This is a genomic window from Variovorax sp. GW822-FHT04E09, from assembly GCF_058800845.1.
The window spans coordinates 565,687-585,200 of the sequence record NZ_JBXAMR010000004.1; the positions used below are offsets into that span (position 1 = coordinate 565,687).

Sequence of the window (19,514 nt, forward strand, 5' to 3'; positions counted from 1 at the left end):
AATCGTGCACGCCTCCCTATAATTCCCGCGTTCCGGCCTCCAGGGCCGCCCTCATCCTCGCAGCGCCCCGCGCCTTCGCTTTGCCAGTTCCCGCCGCCGACACCTCCCCCACCGCCACCGTGCTGGACCTGATTGCCGGCGACATGGTCGAAGTCGACCGTGTGATCGCCCAACGCCTGAACACCGGCGTTCCGCTGGTCAGCCAGGTTTCGCAATACATCATCTCGGCCGGCGGCAAGCGGCTGCGACCAGCGCTGCTGCTGCTCATGGCAGGCGCGCTCGGCTACACGGGCGAACAGCGCTTCAATCTGGCGGCCGTGGTGGAGTTCATCCACACCGCGACCCTGCTGCACGACGACGTGGTCGACGAATCGACCCTGCGCCGGGGCCGCGCCACCGCCAACGAATCCTTCGGCAACCCCGCCAGCGTACTGGTGGGTGACTTCCTGTATTCGCGCGCCTTCCAGATGATGTTGGATGCAAACAACATGCGCATCATGCAGATCCTGGCCGAAGCGACCAACGTGATCGCGGAAGGCGAAGTGCTGCAACTGATGAACATGCACGACGCCTCGCTGGACGAAGCGGCGTACCTGCGCGTGATCCGCTCCAAGACCGCCAAGCTCTTCGAGGCAAGCACCCGGCTGGCCGCCGTGCTGGCCGGCACGACGCCCGAAGTCGAAGAAGCCTGCGCCACCTACGGACAGGCGCTGGGCACGGCCTTCCAGGTGATCGACGACGTGCTCGACTACGCAGGCGATGCACAGGAAACCGGAAAGAACGTCGGCGACGACCTGCGCGAAGGCAAGACCACCTTGCCGCTGATCTTCGCCATGCAGCGCGGCACTCCTGAGCAGAGCGCACTGGTGCGCGCCGCCATCGAGGCCGGCGACACCGCACAGCTGGGGAAAATCGTCGAGATCGTTCGCGAAACCGGCGCGCTGGAAGCCTCGCGCGCGGCTGCCGCGGCAGAGGCCGAACGCGCAATTCATGCATTGCGCGACCTTCCGTCGAATTTGCACGCTTCAGGTTTGCTACAATTAGCGGCTCAGTTGCTTGAGCGACGTGCCTGAAACACCTCCACAGAGTTGGCATCTAGGACGAGTTCTTTTTCTTGCAACCAATCGGGGTGTAGCTTAGCCTGGTAGAGCGCTACGTTCGGGACGTAGAGGCCGGAGGTTCGAATCCTCTCACCCCGACCAGTTTTTCTCGACTGGTCCAGTTAATGTCAGCCCCTGTTGCTGTGTAACGATTTACAGCACAGGCGTGTTCAGCGATGATCGTGAAGCACTTTTTCACATCTTTTGCATTCGCTGAATGGCCGCTGCCGAAATTCCCGTTAAAGAAACTACGCAGATCGCCCTTCCCGGCCTGGCGCGCGCCCTCGTGTCGGCCGGCAAGCTCGCGGCGAAGACAGCCGAAGACATCTATCAGAAGTCGCTGAGCGGCCGCACCAGCTTCATCGCCGAACTGACCGGCACCGGCGCCGTTTCGGCTGCGGACCTCGCCCACACCCTGTCGAGCGCCTTCGGAGCCCCGCTGCTCGACCTCGATGCCATCGATCACCAGCGCCTGCCCAAGGACCTGCTCGATCCGAAGCTCTGCCATGCGTACCGCATCGTCGTTCTCAGCAAGCGCAACAACCGCCTGATCGTCGCGACGGCCGACCCGTCGGACCAGCAGGCCGCGGAAAAAATCAAGTTCGCGTCGCAGATGGGCGTGGACTGGGTCATCGCCGAGTACGACAAGCTCTCGCGCATGATCGAAGCCGCCGCTGCGAGCGCGGCTGAAACCATCAACAGCATCGTCGGCACCGAGTTCGAGTTCGACGACGTCACGGCCGACACCTCGGGCGATGCCAACGAGCAGGCCATTGCCGAAGTCGAAGACGCACCCGTGGTGCGCTTCCTGCACAAGATGCTGCTCGACGCCGTGAGCATGCGGGCCTCGGACATCCACTTCGAGCCCTACGAACACCATTACCGGGTGCGCTTTCGGGTCGATGGCGAGCTGCGCGAAATCGCCAGCCCACCCACGGTCATCAAGGACAAGCTGGCCTCGCGCATCAAGGTCATTTCCCGGCTCGACATCTCGGAAAAACGCGTGCCACAAGACGGCCGCATGAAGCTCAAGATCGGCCCCGACCGAGTGATCGACTTCCGCGTGAGCACCCTGCCCACGCTGTTCGGCGAGAAGATCGTCGTGCGTATCCTGGACCCGAGCAGCGCGCGCATGGGCATCGACGCCCTGGGCTACGACGCCGACGAGAAAGAACGACTCCTCCACGCCATCGGCCGCCCCTACGGCATGGTGCTGGTGACCGGCCCCACGGGTTCAGGCAAGACCGTGTCGCTGTACACCTGCCTGAACCTGCTCAACCAGCCGGGCGTCAACATCGCGACGGCGGAAGACCCGTCGGAAATCAACCTGCCCGGCGTCAATCAGGTCAACGTCAACGAGAAGGCCGGCCTCACCTTCGCGGCCGCGTTGCGTGCCTTCCTGCGGCAGGATCCCGACATCATCATGGTCGGCGAAATCCGCGACCTCGAAACCGCCGACATCTCGATCAAGGCCGCGCAAACCGGTCACCTGGTGCTGTCGACGCTGCACACCAACGACGCCCCGACCACGCTCACGCGCATGCGCAACATGGGCATCGCGCCGTTCAACATCGCGTCGAGCGTGATCCTGATCACCGCGCAACGCCTCGCACGCCGGCTGTGCATGCTGTGCCGCGCGCCGATCGACATCCCACGCGAAGCCCTGCTCGATGCCGGCTTCAAAGAGGAAGACATCAACGGCACCTGGAAGCCCTACCGCCCGGTCGGCTGCGCCGCCTGCAGCGGTGGCTACAAAGGCCGGGTCGGCATCTACCAGGTGATGCCGATTTCGGAGGCCATCCAGGAAATCATCCTGCGCGACGGCAGCGCGCTGGACATCGCGAACCAATCCGAAGCCGAAGGCGTGCGCTCGCTGCGCCAGTCCGGCCTTCGCAAAGTCATGCAGGGTCTCACTTCACTCGAAGAAGTCGTCGCCTGCACCAACCTATAACGAACACACTGAACACCGGAGATCGAATGGCAACAGTGGCATCCTCCCGCTCCCAGGTCACGCACAAGGAATTCGTCTTCGAATGGGAAGGCAAGGACCGCAACGGCAAGCTGGTGCGCGGCGAGCTTCGCGCCGCCGGGGAGAACCAGGTGCAGGCGGCCTTGCGTCGCCAGGGCGTGCTGGCCTCCAAGATCAAGAAGCGCCGCATGCGCTCGGGCAAGGCGATCAAGCCCAAGGACATCGCGATCTTCACGCGCCAGCTCGCGACCATGATGAAGGCGGGCGTACCGCTGCTGCAGGCCTTCGACATCGTCGGGCGCGGCAACGCGAACCCGAGCGTCGCCAAGCTGCTGAACGACATCCGCAGCGACGTCGAGACCGGCACCTCGCTGTCGGCTGCTTTTCGCAAGTTTCCGAAGTACTTCGATAATCTCTATTGCAACCTCGTGGAAGCCGGGGAAGCGGCCGGTATTCTGGAGGAGTTGCTGGATCGTCTCGCGACGTACATGGAGAAAACCGAAGCGATCAAGTCGAAGATCAAGTCGGCGTTGATGTACCCAACCTCAGTGGTCGTCGTAGCCTTCATTGTGGTGGCGATCATCATGATCTTCGTGATTCCCGCCTTCAAGCAAGTGTTCACTTCATTCGGCGCCGACCTACCCGCACCGACGCTGATTGTGATGGCCATCAGCGAGTACTTCGTTTCTTACTGGTGGCTGATCTTTGGAGTCATCGGCGGCGGGACTTACTTCTTCCTGCAGGCCTGGAAACGCAACGAACGCGTCCAAAAATTCATGGACCGTCTGCTGCTGCGCCTCCCGATCTTCGGCACGCTGATAGAGAAATCCTGCATCGCCCGCTGGACCCGCACGCTCGCCACCATGTTCGCAGCCGGCGTACCGCTGGTGGAGGCTCTCGACTCCGTGGGCGGCGCATCGGGCAACTCGGTCTACGGCGATGCCACCGCCAAGATCCAGCAGGAGGTCTCGACCGGCACCAGCCTCACGACGGCCATGACCAACGTCAACCTGTTCCCCTCGATGGTGATTCAAATGACCGCCATCGGCGAGGAATCAGGCTCGATCGACCACATGCTCGGCAAGGCCGCCGACTTCTACGAGTCCGAAGTCGACGACATGGTCGCCGGCCTCTCCAGCCTGATGGAACCCATCATCATCGTGTTCCTGGGCGTCATCATCGGCGGCATCGTGGTGTCGATGTACCTGCCCATCTTCAAGCTCGGCCAGGTCGTCTGATGCTGGTGTCGCAAGGGTTCGACACCGCATTGGCCGGTGTGCTGGGGCTATTGATCGGCAGTTTCCTCAACGTGGTGATCTACCGCACCCCGGTCATGATGTACCGGGGCTGGCTGAGCGATGCGGTCGCCAACCTCATATCGTCGAAGGACGTGCCTTCGCTCTGGTCGCTGGTCTTCGGCCCGAAGGCGGTACCGCCCGCAGGGCTCGAGGCGGCCGCCGACAAGGCCGCCGAAGCGCTCGAGAAGCTCCCGCCCTTCGACCTCACGCGCCCCGCCTCGCGCTGCGGTGCGTGCGGCCACAAGATCCGCTGGTACCAGAATATCCCGGTGCTCAGTTACCTCGTGCTGCGTGGCCGGTGCGCCAGCTGCAAGACCTCGATCAGCCCCCGCTACCCGCTCGTCGAACTGATCACGAGTGCGCTGTTCGCCCTGTGCGCGCACCGCTTCGGCATCACCCCCACGGGCGCGCTCTGGGCGGCCTTCGGCGCGGTGCTGATCTGCCAGTTTCTGATCGACTTCGACACCCAGTTCCTGCCCGACGCCCTGAACTACCCGCTGCTCTGGCTCGGCCTGGTCGGTGCCGCCATGGGCTGGACCGGCGTCAGCCTGAACACCGCGGTCTGGGGCGCCGTGTTCGGCTACCTGAGCCTGTGGCTTGTGTACCATGCCTACCGTCTGGCCACAGGCAAGGAAGGCATGGGACATGGGGACTTCAAACTGCTCGCCGCTCTGGGCGCCTGGCTCGGCGCCGACTACCTCATTGCGATCATCCTCGTCTCCTCGGTGGTGGGCGCGGTGATCGGCCTCACGCTGCGCTTCGCCGGCAAGCTGGCCCACAAGGACATTCCCATCGCCTTCGGCCCCTTCCTGGCCGGCGCCGGCCTGATCTGCCTCGTGGCTGGTCCCGCCGTCGTCAAGCAGTGGATTCCCTTCGCCTTCCCTTTCGGGGCCCTGGCCCTTTGAGAACGACAGCGGCATGGCGGTAAAGCGCATCGGCCTGACCGGCGGCATCGGCAGCGGCAAGAGCACGGTCGCGTCGCTGCTGGTGGCCGAAGGCGCGGTGCTGGTCGACACCGACGCCATCGCACGCCGCATCGCGCAGTCCGGCGGCATCGCGATGCCCGCCATCGAGGCCGCATTCGGCCCTTCCGTCATCGCGCCCGACGGTAGCCTCGACCGGGCCGCCATGCGCCAGCTGGTGTTCGCCGACGCGGGCGCCAAGCTCCGCCTCGAAGCCATCCTGCATCCGCTGATCGGCACCGAGACGCAACGCCAGGCCGCCGCGGCCGGCGACGACGCCGTCGTCGTGTTCGACGTCCCCCTGCTGGTCGAATCCGGCCGCTGGCGCGCCCTCGTGGACCGCGTGCTGGTGGTCGATGCCCGCGAAGACACGCAGCTGCAGCGTGTGGTCGCCCGCTCGGGATGGGAGCCCGAGGCCGTGCGCGCCGTGATCGCCCAGCAGGCGCCGCGCAAGGCGCGCCGGGCCGCCGCCGACGCCGTGATTTACAACGAGTCACTGACGCTCGCGGAACTGGGCACCGAGGTGCGGGGTCTCTGGAAGCTGTGGGCTGCGGCCACCACGCGATAATCGGAGACCAGCCGCCCCGGCGGCTCTATAACGATTACGACAAAAAGGCGCTCGCCACTGCAGTGCCCTCCCCGAGATGCTTTTCAACTCGTATCCCTTCATTTTTGTCTATTTCCCGCTGGTCCTGATCGGGTTCTTCCTGATCGGCAAGCGCAACACCCGCGCCGCCGCCGGCTTCCTCGGACTGGCCTCGTTGTTCTTCTATGGCTGGTGGAGCATGCAGGCCCTGCCGCTGCTGCTGGGCTCCATCTGCGTCAACTACTGGTTCGGCCTGCAGCTGACACCCGCGCCGGGCCGCAACGACCGCAAGCGCAAGACGCTGCTGATCACCGCGCTGGTGATCAACCTGGGCGTGCTCGCCGTCTTCAAGTACGCCAACTTCTTCCTGGAAAACGTCGACGCCGGGCTGGTCGCCGCGGGTCTCACGCCGATCGATCTGGTGCACATCGTGCTGCCGATCGGCATCTCGTTCTATACCTTCACGCAGATCGCCTTCCTGGTCGACTGCTGGCAGGGCAAGGTGCATGAGCGCAGCTTCATCCACTACATGCTGTTCGTCACCTACTTCCCGCACCTGATCGCGGGCCCGGTGCTGCACCACGCGCAGATGATGCCGCAGTTCGCGAACCCCGCGACCTACCGGATGGACCCGAACAAGGTCGCCATCGGCCTCACGATCTTCGTCTTCGGCCTCGCCAAGAAACTGCTGATCGCCGACCCCATGGGGCAGTACGCCGACCTGATGTTCAACGGCGTTCACAAGGGCATCGAGCCCACGCTGTACACCGCGTGGTTCGGTGCGCTGGCCTATACGCTGCAGATTTATTTCGACTTCTCGGGCTACTCGGACATGGCCGTCGGCCTCTCGATGTGCCTGGGCGTGCAGCTGCCGCTCAACTTCCGCTCGCCCTACAAGTCGACCAACATCATCGAGTTCTGGCGCCGCTGGCACATCTCGCTGTCGACCTTCCTGCGCGACTACCTCTACGTGCCGCTGGGCGGCAACCGCAAGGGCCCGGCGCGGCGCTACCTGAACCTGTTCCTCACGATGCTGCTGGGCGGCCTGTGGCACGGCGCGGCCTGGACCTTTGTGGTCTGGGGCGCGATGCACGGCGCGTTCCTGATGGTCAACCACCTCTGGAACGCCAAGGTCCGCCGCAACGCCACCCCGGGGCGCATCGCGCGCGTGCTGGGCTGGCTGCTGACCTTCCTGTGCGTGGTGGTGGCCTGGATCGTCTTCCGCGCCGACGGCATGAACACGGCCATGTCCATCTACAAGGGCATGCTGGGCCTGCACGGCGCACCGGTCTCGGCGTTCAGCGAGTTCGGCAAGGTGCCGTTCCGCAAGCCGGAGTTCTTCCAGCTCATGCTGGTGGCGATCGTCATCTGCCTGACGCTGCCGCCGACCATCACCCTGGAGCGCTGGATTCCCCACCCGAAGTCGATGGCCGGCCGCCCGGTGATGGCCCGCCTGTCGACCGTGGTGCTCGCCATCGGTACCTTCGCACTGTTCGCGTGGTGCGTTTCGAAGCTGGGCGGCTACAGCCCCTTCCTCTATTTCCAATTCTGATTCGACATGACGACGACCACGACGCCCGCGAAAGTCTGGCTGCGGTTCTTCCTCTTCGGCTACTTCGTCCTGATGGCCCTGTGGATCATTTCGCTCACCAGCCCGGTGCCCTACGGCGACCTCACGCGCATCGGGCGCCTGTCCGAACGCGAGTTCGGCTGGCGCGACCCGCCGCCCAAGGTCGACCCGGTCTACCTCGCCAGCACACCCATCGAACAGGCGGACGTGATGGTCGTCGGCGACAGCTTCTCCATGACGCACCGCTGGCAGTCCGTGCTTGCCAAGGCCGGCTACCGGGTCTCGACCTCCTACTGGGGCCAGTACGGCGAATCGCTGTGCGGCGACTTCAGCCAGTGGGTCCATGACTCCGGCTTCAAGGGCAAGCTGGTCATCATCGAAAGCGTGGAGCGCCTGCTGGACATGCGCATGCGCTACAGCGAGCGCTGCAAGGATGGCAAGACCATCTTCCCCTACAGCGCCAAGGCCGAGCCCCTCATCGAGCCCGACGAGACCGTGCCGGCCTTCGCGCCCAACTGGGAAGTGCAGTACATGACCGGCGTCGTGACCTATTACCACACGTGGAAGGCCAAGAACTCGCCGGTAGACACCTATTTCGATCGTGACACCTGGGTAAGGAAAGTCCCCGACGGTTGCAAATTCTTCTCGCATCGCCAGTGCGACCGGATGCCCTTCTTCCAGGAAGACGAGGACAATGGCCCGTTGACCTCCGACACGCTGGCGCGAATGAAGAACTTCACCGCTGCGCACAGCACCATCCCGCTCCTGTGGATGGTGGTGCCCAACAAGACCACGGTCTACCTCAAGCCCGATTTCTCGAAGGACTTCGAAAGCGGCTTCCGCGACGCGAAGCTGGGCCCCGACCTCTACGCCTTCACCCGCGAAAAGCACACGCAGATCCGCGACTTCTACTTCTCGAACGACACGCACATGTCCATGCACGGACAGCTCGCACTCGGCGAGCGCATGCTGGCCGCGGTGCGTGAAGTGATGCCCACACCCCCTTCCAAATCGCCCTGAAGTTATGATTCCGCGACAGGAAACCGACAAATACGCGTGATCCTCTACGAGTACCCCTTCAACGAGCGCATCCGCACGTACCTGAGGCTGGAGCATCTGTTCCGTCGCCTCGGGGAACTGGTGCCCTCGGAATCGCCGCTTTCGCACCACTACGCCCTGGTCACGATCTTCGAGATCATGGACGTGGCGGCGCGCGCCGACCTCAAGGCCGACGTGCTGCGCGACCTCGACAAGCACAAGAACGTCTTCAACAGCTACCGGGGCAATCCGGCCATCGCCGAGACGGTGCTGAACCAGGTGGTCGACCAGCTCGAACGCAACTTCAGCGCGCTCAACGGCGTGGCCGGCAAGGCGGGACAGGCACTCACCGAGAACGAGTGGCTCATGAGCATCCGCAGCCGCGCCGGCATCCCGGGCGGCACCTGCGAGTTCGACCTGCCCGCCTACTACGCGTGGCAGCACCGCACGCCGGCCAGCCGCCGCGCCGACCTGGAACGCTGGTCGAACACGCTGTCGCCGCTGGCCTCGTCGATCTACCTGCTGCTCAAGCTGCTGCGCGACGCCGACGTGCCCTACAAGGTGATCGCCACCCACGGGCAGTTCCAGCAGAACCTGCCGCAGGGACGCAGCTTCCAGCTGCTGCGGCTGCGCATCGATCCCAAGCTGGGCCTGGTCCCGGAAATCAGCGGCAACCGCCTCATGGTCTCGGTGCGGCTCATGCGGCACGAGGCCGACGACCGCCTGCACCCGAGCACGGAAGACACCCCCTTCGAACTGACCCTCTGCGCGTGAGGCCCGGTGTGAGCAAGAAGAAAGAAGACGAACGCATCGTCCGCTGCCCGACCTGCGGCGGCGACAGCATTTATGCGGAGCGCAACCCGTTCCGGCCGTTCTGCAGCGCACGCTGCAAGGGCATCGACTTCGGCGCTTGGGCGACCGAGGAATTCAGGATGCCGGCGGAGACACCGCCCGACGAAGAGCCTTTCGGCGATCCCAAGCTGCAGCAATAGATTGCATGCACGCCGCCGCAGCCCAGGGCTGCGGGGCCGTCAGTTGGCTGCCGCGGGCTGCACGCCCTCTTCCAGGAACACCTTGTCCAGGTAGGTCGCGAACTGCCGCGTGAACGCAGGCCGCAGATGGCCGTGGTCCTTGTAGGCCGGCGCACCGTCGGGCATGGTCCGCGGGCACTGGCCGTCCTTGCACAGGGCGCCCAGCACGTCGATCGCCTCCGCGCCGCTGGCGGCCGCGATCTGCAGGAGCCGCTGGTTGAGCTTCACCTGGTCAGCCAGCACGGGCGCGGTCGGCGAATTGCCCACCACCGAGAGCGTGCGCAGCCGGCTGCCCTCGATCATGCGGCGGGGTTCGAAGTCGTCGCCCAGCGCGTTGTCCAGCAGCAGATAGACCTTTTTCTTCTGCTTGACCAGTTCGGTCACCCAGGCCTGCAGCGCCGCCAGCGAGGGCTCGATGCCGGCGCGGTCGCCGCGGGTCAGGGAGAGCGACGCGCCGTTCGCGCGCAGCACATAGTCCAGCGGGAAGTCGCCCGTGAAGTAGCAGTTCCAGCAGCTGCCGATCAGCACGGTGTCGATCTGCGGGTCGCGTGCCATCGCCATCCACTGGTCGCGGGCCGGGCCGCAGCCGGGGTTCTGCTCGGCGAAGACGTTCGGAATGGCCGGGCACGCGCCGTAGGTGAAGAAGTACGTGGTCGCCATGCGCTCGGGCGCGAGGCGTGCCAGCTCCGCGGCGCGCGGGCCGTATTCGATGACGTGGCTGTCGCCGATCAGCAGCACCTTGCGGGCGCCGTTGCCGATGCGATTCACCGCGTAGGGTCCGAAGTTCTCCGAGGAAAAGCCGGCGTAGTAGTCGCCGTCCACCGTCGCGTCGGTCACCTTCTGCAGCAGCTCGCTGTTGTGGCGTGCGGGCAGGCCGTTGAGCACGGCCACGCCGGCCACGGCCACGAAGGCACCGGTGCCCACGAGCGTGCGCAGCATGCCCGCGCCCAGGCGGGCCCGCGTGAACCGCTCGATGAAGCGGTAGGTCAGCCAGGCCAGCAGCACGCTCGCGACCACCATCGTCACGCGCGTGCCCACCGACGGCTCCGCGCCCTTGACGATCCGCGCGTACACCAGCAGCGGCCAGTGCCACAGGTACAGCGGATAGCTGATCAGGCCGATCCACACCATCGCGCGGTTCGACAGGAAGTACTTGTTCAGCACGCCCGTCGGGCCGGCCGCGATGCAGCTCACCGCGCCCAGCGTCGGCAGCAGCGCCCACCAGCCGGGGAAGGCCTTGTCGCTGCGGATCATCACGAGGCCCAGCACGATCAGGCCCACGCCCAGCACCGACTGCACATGGCTGCGCCAGACGCTCGGTGCCGACGGCTTCATCCGCATGCAGGCCAGGATGCCGCCCACCATGAGCTCCCAGAAGCGCGAGGCCGGCGAATAGAAGGCCGCCGTGCGGAACGGGTGGATCGTCGTCACGTTGATGAGGAACGACACCACCGCCAGGACCCACAGCACGCGCACGATCGGCCAGCGCCGGCGCCAGGCCAGCCCGAGCAGCAGCGGCCAGAAAATGTAGAACTGTTCTTCGATGCCCAGCGACCACAGGTGCAGCAGCGGCTTGGTCTCGGCGGCCGTGTCGAAGTAGCCGGCCTCGCTCCAGAAGACGAAGTTGGCCACGAAGCCCACGCCGCCCAGCGCCTGCTTGCCCAGCTCGACGAATTCCTTGTTGAGCAGCACGTACCAGCCGAAGGCCAGCACGCCCGCCAGCATCAGCATCAGTGCGGGGAAGATCCGGCGGATGCGCCGCGCATAGAAGTCGCGGTAGCTGAAATCGCCGGCCGCGTGGCTCTGCATGATGATCGTCGTGATCAGGAAGCCCGAGATCACGAAGAAGATGTCGACGCCGATGAAGCCGCCCGGCAGCAGCTTCGGGAACGCGTGGAAGATGACGACCGAGGCCACGGCCACGGCGCGCAGGCCGTCGATGTCGGCACGGTACTTGGGATGCATATCTCTTACTTCCGGACCACGGTCGTGCCGTGCGTCGTCAGGCGACGCTCGACACCGCCTCGGCGGCCGACGCGGGCAGGCCGCGTTCCTCGACCAGCCACGCCAGCACCGGCAGCGCGCCCGGCAGCACCGGCGCCACGTCGAGCGGCAATTGCTGCCAGGCCATGGCCTGGCTTTCGCGCATTTCGAACTCGCCGGTCCAGTCCGTCACCTTGCACCAGTGCAGGCGCACCAGCGCATGCGGGTAGTCGTGCTCCGTGACCTTCCAGACCTCGGCGCCACCGATGGTGATGCCCAGCTCTTCCTGCAGCTCGCGGCGCAGGGCTTCCTCGACCGTTTCACCGGCCTCGATCTTGCCGCCCGGAAACTCCCAGTAGCCTGCATAGGCCTTGCCTTCGGGGCGCGTGGTGAGCAGCAGCGCCTCGTCGGCCAGCCGGATCAGCACGCCGACGGCCACTTCGGTGTGCTTGCGTGCCGTCTCGCTCACGCGCCGGCCCGTCCTGCGTAGTCGCGCGCGAACTGGTAGGCCACGCGGCCGCTGCGCGAGCCGCGCTCCAGCGCCCACACGAGCGCCTCGGGCCGCGCCGCCGCGATGGCCGCGTCGTCGACGCCGAACGACGAGAGCCACTGGCCCACGATCGTCAGGTATTCGTTCTGGCTGAAGGGGTAGAAGCTCACCCAGAGGCCGAAGCGCTCCGACAGCGAGATCTTCTCTTCGATCACCTCGCCCGGATGCACCTCGCCATCGTCCGTGTGCTTGTACGTGAGGTTGTCCTTCATGTACTCGGGCAGCAGGTGGCGCCGGTTGCTGGTCGCGTAGATGAGCACGTTGGGCGTCGACGCGGCAATCGAGCCGTCGAGGATCGACTTGAGCGCCTTGTAGCCCGGCTCGCCCTCGTCGAAGCTCAGGTCGTCACTGAAGACGATGAACTTCTCGGGACGCTGCGACACCACCTCGACGATGTCGGGCAGGTCGGTGAGCTCGGCCTTGTCGACCTCGATCAGGCGCAGGCCCTGCGGCGCGTAGGCCTGCAGGCAGGCGCGGATCAGCGACGACTTGCCCGTGCCGCGTGCGCCGGTCAGCAGCACGTTGTTGGCCGGCTTGCCTTCGACGAACTGGCGCGTGTTGCGCTCGATCTTTTCCTTCTGGACGTCGATTTCCCTCAGCGAATCAAGCGCCATCGTGGCCACGTGCTTCACGGGCTCCAGCACGCCATGGCCGGAGCTGCGGCGACGGTAGCGCCACGCGATGGAGGCGCTCCAGTCGGCGGGCGCGGCCAGCGGCTGCGGCAGGATCGATTCGATGCGGCCGATGAGCTGTTCGGCGCGCTCGATGAGCTTCTGGAACTGCTCGTTCATGACCGGTAGTCGGCGTTGATGGTCACGTATTCGTGGCTGAAGTCGCAGGTCCACACGGTGTCGCTGGCGGTGCCGCGGCCCAGGCCGATGCGCACGGTGATTTCGCTCTGCTTCATCACGCGCTGGCCGTCTTCCTCACGGTACGACGGGTTGCGCCCGCCCTTCACCGCCACGTGCACGTCGTCCAGGAACAGATCGATGCCGGTCTGGTCGAGGTCGGCAATGCCGGCGTAGCCGACGGCCGCCAGGATGCGGCCCAGGTTCGGGTCGCTGGCGAAGAAGGCGGTCTTGACCAGCGGCGAATGCGCCACGGCATAAGCCACCTGGCGGCACTCGGCCCCGTCCTTGCCGCCGTCGACCTGGATGGTGATGAACTTGGTCGCGCCTTCGCCGTCGCGCACGATGGCCTGCGCCAGCAGGCGGGCCACGTCACGCATCGCGGCCACGAGCGCCTGGCCGTCGGTCGAGTCGAGCGAGGTGATGGTCGCGTGCGCGGCCTTCTGCGTGGCGATGACCACGAACGAGTCGTTGGTCGAGGTGTCGCCGTCGATGGTCACGCGGTTAAACGAGGCGTCGGCCAGTTGCGTGGCCAGCGGCTGGATCAGCGCCGGGTCGATCTTCGCGTCGGTCGCCATGAAGCCGAGCATGGTCGCCATGTTCGGACGGATCATGCCGGCGCCCTTGCTGATGCCGGTGATGGTGACCGTGGCACCGCCGATCTGCACTTGGCGGCTGAACGCCTTGGGGATCGTGTCGGTGGTCATGATGCCTTCGGCGGCACGGGCCCAGTTGTTTTCCGACGCATCGGCCAGCGCGGCCGGCAGGCCGGCCTCGATGCGGTCCACGGGCAGCGGCTCCATGATCACGCCGGTCGAGAACGGCAGGATCTGCTCGGGAGCGAGCTCCAGGTGGCGCGCCAGCGCGATGCAGGTGGAGCGCGTGCGCATCAGGCCGTCTTCGCCGGTACCGGCGTTGGCGTTGCCGGTGTTGATCACCATCGCGCGGATGCCGTAGTTGGCCTTCAGGTGGTCGCGGCAGACCTGCACCGGGGCGGCGCAGAAGCGGTTCTGCGTGAACACGCCGCCGACCGCCGAGCCTTCGTCGATCAGCACGACGGTCAGGTCCTTGCGGTTGGCCTTGCGCACGCCGGCTTCGGCCACGCCGATGCGGACGCCGGGCACCGCGAACAAGGCGGCGGGATCGGGAGCGGACAGGTTCACGGGCATGGGATTTCTCTCAATGAAAGGTGCGGGACTTCAGCTCAGTTCAGCTTGCCGTGGCACGCTTTGTACTTCTTGCCGCTGCCGCAGGGGCAGGGGTCGTTGCGGCCGACGCGCGCAAAGGCGGCGGCTTCGGCGCTCAGGGCGCCCGTGCCGACGGCCGCGAGGCGGCGCTGGTTCTCTTCGTCGACGCGCACCTCGACCTCGCCGGTCTCGGTGGGCGCGGTGTAGGTGATGTTCGAGACGTTCTCGCCGCGGCTTTCCATTTCCTCGGCCGCCTGCTCGAGCTGTTCGCCCGACTGCACGCGCACCGTCATGAGCTGGCGCGTGACTTCGTTCTTGACCGAGTCGAGCAGCTGGCCGAAGAGCTCGAAGGCCTCGCGCTTGTATTCCTGCTTGGGCTGCTTCTGCGCATAGCCGCGCAGGTGGATGCCCTGGCGCAGGTAGTCGAGCGAGGCCAGGTGTTCGCGCCAGTGGGTGTCGATGCTCTGCAGTAGCACCATGCGTTCGAACTGGGTGAAGTTCTCCTGGCCGATGAGTGCAACCTTGGCGTCGAAGCTCTCGTTGGCGTAGGCCACGATCTTCTCGACCACTTCCTCGTCGGAGATGGCATCGGCGGCCTCGACCTGCTGCTTGAGCGGCATGTCGATGCCCCACTCGGTGAACAGGCTCTTCTCGAGGGTGTCGAGGTCCCATTGCTCCTCGACCGATTCGCGCGGCACGTACTGGCGCGCGAGGTCGGTGAAGCAGCCTTCGCGCAGCGCGGCGATCTGCGCCGTGAGGTCGGCCGCGTCGAGGATGTCGTTGCGCTGCTGGTAGATCACCTTGCGCTGGTCGTTCGACACGTCGTCGTACTCGAGCAGCTGCTTGCGGATGTCGAAGTTGCGCGCCTCGACCTTGCGCTGCGCGCTCTCGATGCTGCGCGTGACGATGCCGGCCTCGATGGCTTCGCCGTCGGGCATCTTCAGGCGGTCCATGATCGCCTTCACGCGGTCGCCCGCGAAGATGCGCATGAGCGGATCGTCCAGGCTCAGGTAGAAGCGCGAGGAGCCCGGGTCGCCCTGGCGGCCCGAACGGCCGCGCAGCTGGTTGTCGATGCGGCGCGACTCGTGGCGTTCGGTGGCGATGATGCGCAGGCCGCCCAGCGACTTCACGAACTCGTGGTCCTTGGTCCACTCGGCGCGCACGTGGGCGATGTCGGCCTGCTTGGTGGCTTCGTCGCGGCCTTCGTCGGCCTCGATCGCCTCGATCATCTTCTCGATGTTGCCGCCCAGCACGATGTCGGTGCCGCGGCCGGCCATGTTGGTCGCGATGGTGATCATCTTCGTGCGGCCGGCCTGCGCGACGATGTCGGCTTCGCGGGCGTGCTGTTTGGCGTTCAGCACCTGGTGCGGCAGGCCTGCCTTCTCGAGCAGGGCGTCGATGATTTCGGAGTTCTCGATGGACGAGGTGCCCACCAGCACCGGCTGGCCGCGCTCGTAGCACTCGCGGATGTCCTGGATCGCCGCTTCGTATTTCTCGCGCGTGGTCTTGTAGACGCGGTCGAGCTGGTCGTCGCGCTTGCTGATGCGGTTCGGCGGAATGATCGTGGTCTCGAGACCGTAGATTTCCTGGAACTCGTAGGCCTCGGTGTCGGCCGTGCCGGTCATGCCGGCCAGCTTGCCGTACAGGCGGAAGTAGTTCTGGAAGGTGATCGAGGCCAGGGTCTGGTTCTCGGCCTGGATCTCGACACCTTCTTTGGCTTCCACGGCCTGGTGCAGGCCGTCGCTCCAGCGGCGGCCGCTCATGAGGCGGCCGGTGAATTCGTCGACGATGACCACTTCGCCCTGCTGCACCACGTAGTGCTGGTCGCGGTGGTACAGGTGGCGGGCACGCAGCGCGGCATTCAGGTGATGCATCAGCGTGATGTTGGCCGGGTCGTACAGCGACGCGCCTTCGGGGATCAGCTTGAGCTCGCCCAGGATGCGCTCGGCGTTCTCGTGGCCGTCTTCGGTCAGGAAGACCTGGTGAGTCTTTTCGTCGACCGTGAAGTCGCCGGGCACTGTGACGCCCTCGCCCGTGCGCGGATCGGCTTCGCCTTCCTGCTTCTTGAGCAGCGGCACCACCTTGTTGATCGCCAGGTACAGGTCGGTGTGGTCTTCGGCCTGGCCGCTGATGATCAGCGGCGTGCGGGCCTCGTCGATCAGGATGGAGTCCACCTCGTCGACGATCGCGAAGTTCAGGCCGCGCTGCACCCGGTCGCCGGGCTCGTAGACCATGTTGTCGCGCAGGTAGTCGAAGCCGTACTCGTTGTTCGTGCCGTACGTGATGTCGCTGCCGTAGGCGGCCTGCTTCTCTTCGCGTGGCATCTGCGGCAGGTTGATGCCGACCGACAGGCCCAGGAAGTTGTACAGGCGGCCCATCCAGGTCGCGTCGCGGTTGGCCAGGTAGTCGTTCACCGTGACCACGTGCACGCCCTTGCCGGACAGCGCGTTCAGGTACACGGGCAGCGTGGCGGTCAGCGTCTTGCCTTCGCCGGTGCGCATTTCGGAGATCTTGCCGTTGTGCAGTGCCATGCCGCCGAGCAGCTGGACGTCGAAGTGGCGCATCTTCATGACGCGCTTGGAGCCTTCGCGCACGGTGGCGAAGGCTTCGGGCAACAGGTCGTCGAGCGACTCGCCCTTGGCGATGCGGTCCTTGAATTCCTGCGTCTTGGCGCGCAGCGCGTCGTCGCTGAGCTTTTCGAATTCGGGTTCGAGCGCATTGATGCGCGTCACCGTCTTGCGATACTGCTTGAGGAGCCGGTCGTTGCGACTGCCGAAGATCTGGGTCAGGAAGTTGGTTGCCATGGGCGTGGAGAGGGGCGGGCACCTGACACGACAGGCACTGCGACCGGATTCCCTAAGATATGGTGAAAGCAGTTGGGCGCACCTTCTTCGAATGCAAGCTTCGCAAGTCTCGAAGTCGGATGGCCCCGTTCCGGAACAAACGCCGACGCACGCGTCGGCAAACCGGGCATTTTAGCTGTCTTGTTTCTAACCCCTGGATTACCCATGTATCGCCGACTGCCCCCCGCCATTTCACTGCACGATGCTGCGGCAGGCGCCCCCACCCTGGGGAGCCTGATGGCGCGCGCGCGGGACACGGCCGAGCGGCTGAAGGCGATCGAAGGGTTGATTCCGCCGGCCATGCGCGCGGCCATCCAGCCGGGGCCAGCCGAGGGCGATGTCTGGTGCCTGCTGGTCAAGGGCAGCGCCGCGGCCGCCAAGCTGCGGCAGCTGTCGCCGATGTTGGTCACGCGGCTGAAGAACCGGGGCTGGGACGTCGCGACGATCCGCATCAAGGTGCACACGGGGCGCTGAGCCCCGGGGTTGCACGGCACGCGCGGCTCAGGCCACGGCGCGGTCAGGCCAGCTCGGGTCGCTCGACGCGTCGGAGGTCAGCACCATCACGACATGCGCATCGGCCGCGATGGTCTCGGCCTCGCGCAGTTGTCGCACAGCCCCTAGGCCTGCCGCTGCCGCCAGTTCGGCGCTCACGCCGGCCGCGGTGAGCAGCCGCCGCGCCGCGCGGGCCTCGTCGTCGCCCACCACCACCGCCCCGCCGCCGCTGGCCGTGGCGGCCTGCCATTGCAGATACGTGACCGTCGCGCCCGCGCTCGACAGCTGCGCCGTGCGACCGGGGTAGCTGCCGTTGAGCGCCCCGCCGCCGAGCACGCGCGACAGCCGCGGGAAGGGCTCGACCAGCCACATCCGCGGCAGGCGCGCGATGCGCCCCGCCGCCAGCAGCTCGCGAAAGCCGGCGTAGATGCCCCAGGCCATGTCGCCGCGGCCGGTCGGCACCACGACGTGGTCGGGCAGGCCGCCGTCCTTCAGGCACTCTTCGGCGATGGCCTTGTAGCCCTCCACGCCCAAGGGTGCGCTGCCCAGTGCCGGCAGGCGGTAGTTGGACAGCGCGAAATACCCCGGGTACTGCGAGCGCTCGCGCACGAAGCCCCAGCGGCCGGTGTTGTCGGCGAACACATAGCGCCGCGCGCCCAGCGCGTCGAGCTGGCGGGCGTAGGTGGCGGGCATCGCCTCGTAGGAGGCCACCTCGCAACCGAGCCCCGCGGCCCAGGCGTAGTGCGCCGCCGACACTGCCGTGTTGCCCGACGAGGCGAGCACCAGCGTGTGGGCCCCGGCGTCCAGCGCCTGCGCCACGCCCATCGCGGTCAGCCGGTCTTTCGGCGAGCCGGTGGGGTTGCGCGATTCGTCCTTGATGCTCAGGCGCGCGATGTCGAACTGCCGCGCGAGCTCGGGCATGTCGTGCAGCGGCGTGTTGCCCTCGCCGAGCGAAAAGCCCTGCACGTACGGCATCGGCACCACGTCCGGGCCGCCGGGCCGGTAGCTGGCGCGCAGCCCGACGTGAAAGCCGGCCTGCCGGCAGGCCGGGCAGCCGTCGTTGGCGAGCGTGACCGGGTACAGCGCGTCGCAGCGCAGGCACTGCAGCCCCTGCAGGCGCGGATTGCGCTGCGGCGTGAACGAGCGGCCGAGCACCCCGGCCGGCCGCCCCGGCAGGAAGGTCTGCGCAGGGCTCTCCGGCGGCGCGGTGAACTTGAAGTCCAGGACGGGCGATGGGGTCACGGATCGTTGACTCGTTAATAAATGTGACCGAATCTTATTCAAAATCAACAAAATCCACGATACGGGAGTTCATCCCATTGCAGCGGATTTCAGTTTTCCTTCACTTATTTCCAGCTGAATTCGTGGTTCAGCCCGATCACCACGCCGCGCACGCCCTGCGGCCCGGTGCGCGAGGTGCTGATGTCGACGCTGATCAGCGGCGTCAGGCTGAAGCGGCCGCCCACGCGCGAGGTCCACAGGCCCCCGGCCCGGTGGCGCTCGGCGATCAGCGACACCGCGTCGTTCAGCGCCCACTCCACGGCCAGGCCGCCGCGCGGCGTGCGCACGCCGGTGCCCAGCGCCCAGTCGGCACCGACGTTGGCGTGAAATTGCAGGCTCTCGGTGGGCCGCCAGGTCAGCGGCACCACCAACTGGCCGCCCCAGCGACCGCCGCGCCGCAGGTCGGCCACCGCGCCCATCGACACGGCGGCGCTGAAAGGCGCGTCGGCGGCCGCGCCGGCAAAGGTCCATTTGAGTTGCGGGCCACCCGTGACCGAATGCACGCCCTGCGCCGACAGCCGGTCGAAGTTCAGCCCCAGCTCGACCGGCCCGACCCGGCAGGCCGGCCCGACATGGAAACCCGTCATGACCGGCTCGGCGCCACTGCGGCCCCACCAGGTTTCGTACTGGCACTGGCCGGGATCGAGCGTGCCGGCGTCGTCGACATCGAAGTGGCCGGCGGCCTGTGCGCCCAGGCCCGGCAACGCCGCGACTGCGGCAAGGAGCAGGCGTGCGGTGCGCGTGTTGTTGTTCTTCATTTCGTGCTTCCCTCGGAG

Annotated in this window: 17 protein-coding genes and 1 tRNA gene; 11 read left to right on the top strand and 7 right to left on the bottom strand. The window is 66.2% G+C overall.

The genetic code is table 11. From position 1 onward, the window contains the following. Nucleotides 1–80 precede the first annotated feature (80 nt). The 10 genes from AC1RL8_RS19700 (at nucleotide 81) to AC1RL8_RS19745 (ending at nucleotide 9,515) form a co-directional block, all read left to right on the top strand. Nucleotides 81–1,073 (top strand): polyprenyl synthetase family protein, encoded by a 993-nt coding sequence (locus AC1RL8_RS19700; protein WP_070063612.1) that lies wholly within the window; start codon nucleotides 81–83, stop codon nucleotides 1,071–1,073. 52 nt (nucleotides 1,074–1,125) lie between these two features. Further along, nucleotides 1,126–1,202, top strand: a tRNA-Pro gene (locus AC1RL8_RS19705). 115 nt (nucleotides 1,203–1,317) lie between these two features. After that, a complete protein-coding gene (gene pilB / locus AC1RL8_RS19710) occupies nucleotides 1,318–3,051 on the top strand; it encodes a type IV-A pilus assembly ATPase PilB (protein ID WP_062474518.1) in 1,734 nt (577 codons plus the stop codon). A 26-nt stretch (nucleotides 3,052–3,077) separates the two neighbouring features. Beyond that, on the top strand, nucleotides 3,078–4,307 hold the full coding sequence (locus AC1RL8_RS19715) for a type II secretion system F family protein (RefSeq protein WP_492685759.1): 1,230 nt from the start codon (nucleotides 3,078–3,080) through the stop codon (nucleotides 4,305–4,307). After that, nucleotides 4,307–5,272: a prepilin peptidase gene (locus AC1RL8_RS19720; RefSeq protein WP_492685758.1), complete on the top strand. Its 966-nt coding sequence runs from the start codon at nucleotides 4,307–4,309 to the stop codon at nucleotides 5,270–5,272. The genes AC1RL8_RS19715 and AC1RL8_RS19720 overlap by 1 nt, the downstream gene beginning before the upstream one ends. Before the next feature lie 13 nt (nucleotides 5,273–5,285). Further along, a complete protein-coding gene (gene coaE, locus AC1RL8_RS19725; protein WP_492685757.1) occupies nucleotides 5,286–5,897 on the top strand; it encodes a dephospho-CoA kinase in 612 nt (203 codons plus the stop codon). A gap of 76 nt (nucleotides 5,898–5,973) precedes the next feature. Beyond that, entirely contained in the window at nucleotides 5,974–7,467 is a 1,494-nt protein-coding gene (locus tag AC1RL8_RS19730; protein ID WP_095949377.1) for an MBOAT family O-acyltransferase, read from the top strand. Between the two features lie 6 nt (nucleotides 7,468–7,473). Beyond that, nucleotides 7,474–8,505: an alginate O-acetyltransferase AlgX-related protein gene (locus tag AC1RL8_RS19735; protein WP_062474527.1), complete on the top strand. Its 1,032-nt coding sequence runs from the start codon at nucleotides 7,474–7,476 to the stop codon at nucleotides 8,503–8,505. Nucleotides 8,506–8,541: 36 nt separating this feature from the next. Next, complete coding sequence (gene zapD, locus AC1RL8_RS19740) at nucleotides 8,542–9,297, top strand: cell division protein ZapD (RefSeq protein WP_070063618.1); 756 nt, start codon at nucleotides 8,542–8,544, stop codon at nucleotides 9,295–9,297. A gap of 8 nt (nucleotides 9,298–9,305) precedes the next feature. After that, nucleotides 9,306–9,515 carry a DNA gyrase inhibitor YacG gene (locus AC1RL8_RS19745; protein WP_062474531.1) on the top strand — a complete coding sequence of 70 codons (210 nt, stop codon included), beginning with the start codon at nucleotides 9,306–9,308 and terminating at the stop codon, nucleotides 9,513–9,515. A gap of 39 nt (nucleotides 9,516–9,554) precedes the next feature. Here the strand turns inward: AC1RL8_RS19745 and AC1RL8_RS19750 are convergent, their stop codons facing one another. Genes AC1RL8_RS19750 through secA form a run of 5 tightly spaced genes read right to left on the bottom strand, consistent with a single transcriptional unit; the run spans nucleotide 9,555 to nucleotide 16,926 of the window. After that, entirely contained in the window at nucleotides 9,555–11,519 is a 1,965-nt protein-coding gene (locus AC1RL8_RS19750; RefSeq protein WP_307637095.1) for an acyltransferase family protein, read from the bottom strand. A 37-nt stretch (nucleotides 11,520–11,556) separates the two neighbouring features. Next, a complete protein-coding gene (locus AC1RL8_RS19755; protein ID WP_492685756.1) occupies nucleotides 11,557–12,006 on the bottom strand; it encodes an NUDIX domain-containing protein in 450 nt (149 codons plus the stop codon). Continuing rightward, a complete protein-coding gene (locus tag AC1RL8_RS19760) occupies nucleotides 12,003–12,878 on the bottom strand; it encodes an ATP-binding protein (protein ID WP_307696286.1) in 876 nt (291 codons plus the stop codon). Before AC1RL8_RS19760 ends, AC1RL8_RS19755 begins: the two co-directional genes overlap by 4 nt. Further along, complete coding sequence (gene argJ / locus AC1RL8_RS19765; RefSeq protein WP_492685755.1) at nucleotides 12,875–14,104, bottom strand: bifunctional glutamate N-acetyltransferase/amino-acid acetyltransferase ArgJ; 1,230 nt, start codon at nucleotides 14,102–14,104, stop codon at nucleotides 12,875–12,877. The genes AC1RL8_RS19760 and argJ overlap by 4 nt, the downstream gene beginning before the upstream one ends. Nucleotides 14,105–14,139: 35 nt before the next feature. After that, a complete protein-coding gene (secA, locus tag AC1RL8_RS19770) occupies nucleotides 14,140–16,926 on the bottom strand; it encodes a preprotein translocase subunit SecA (RefSeq protein ID WP_492685754.1) in 2,787 nt (928 codons plus the stop codon). Between the two features lie 204 nt (nucleotides 16,927–17,130). Between secA and AC1RL8_RS19775 the strand changes: the two genes are divergently transcribed. Continuing rightward, entirely contained in the window at nucleotides 17,131–17,439 is a 309-nt protein-coding gene (locus AC1RL8_RS19775; protein WP_062474543.1) for a DciA family protein, read from the top strand. A gap of 27 nt (nucleotides 17,440–17,466) precedes the next feature. On the opposite strand, the gene AC1RL8_RS19780 is transcribed toward AC1RL8_RS19775, so the two are convergent. Then, nucleotides 17,467–18,699 carry a pyridoxal-phosphate dependent enzyme gene (locus AC1RL8_RS19780; RefSeq protein WP_369644503.1) on the bottom strand — a complete coding sequence of 411 codons (1,233 nt, stop codon included), beginning with the start codon at nucleotides 18,697–18,699 and terminating at the stop codon, nucleotides 17,467–17,469. A gap of 104 nt (nucleotides 18,700–18,803) precedes the next feature. Continuing rightward, a complete protein-coding gene (locus AC1RL8_RS19785) occupies nucleotides 18,804–19,496 on the bottom strand; it encodes a PA4824 family protein (RefSeq protein ID WP_492685753.1) in 693 nt (230 codons plus the stop codon). Between the last annotated feature and the right edge of the window lie 18 nt (nucleotides 19,497–19,514).